Origin of the sequence: Algoriphagus oliviformis (assembly GCF_017254915.1) — a bacterium.
GTDB classification, from domain to species: domain Bacteria; phylum Bacteroidota; class Bacteroidia; order Cytophagales; family Cyclobacteriaceae; genus Algoriphagus; species Algoriphagus oliviformis.
This window is the reverse complement of the sequence record NZ_JAFKCT010000071.1, coordinates 1-299: the sequence shown is the minus strand read 5'-3', so window position 1 is coordinate 299 and position 299 is coordinate 1. Positions and strand designations below refer to the sequence as shown.

1 protein-coding gene is annotated in these 299 nt (G+C 60.2%); it reads left to right on the top strand.

The features are described from left to right. Nucleotides 1–6: 6 nt before the first annotated feature. Nucleotides 7–299, top strand: a 293-nt coding sequence (locus tag J0A68_RS22625; protein ID WP_236025728.1) for a phage capsid protein, incomplete at its 3' end; no start/stop codon positions are given.

Here is a 299-nt window from a genome sequence, read left to right as displayed (position 1 = left end):
AAGGCCATGTTCCGCCGCAACGAGTGCGACGAACAGAACGGCGAAGAGCTGTTCATCACTTACAACGCCGACATGCTCACGCAGATCCTGAGCGACACCACCCTGACCAGCGCCGACTACATGGCGGTGAAAATGCTGCAGGAAGGTGCGGTGTCCGGCAACTGGTTGGGCTTCAAGTGGTTGGCATACGAAAAACTGGACTCGGCCAGCGCTGGCGATCCGGCTGTCACCACCAAGACCGCCGCCGCCTGGTGCAAGTCTGCGGTGCATTTCGGTACCGGTGCCGAGTACAACACCGA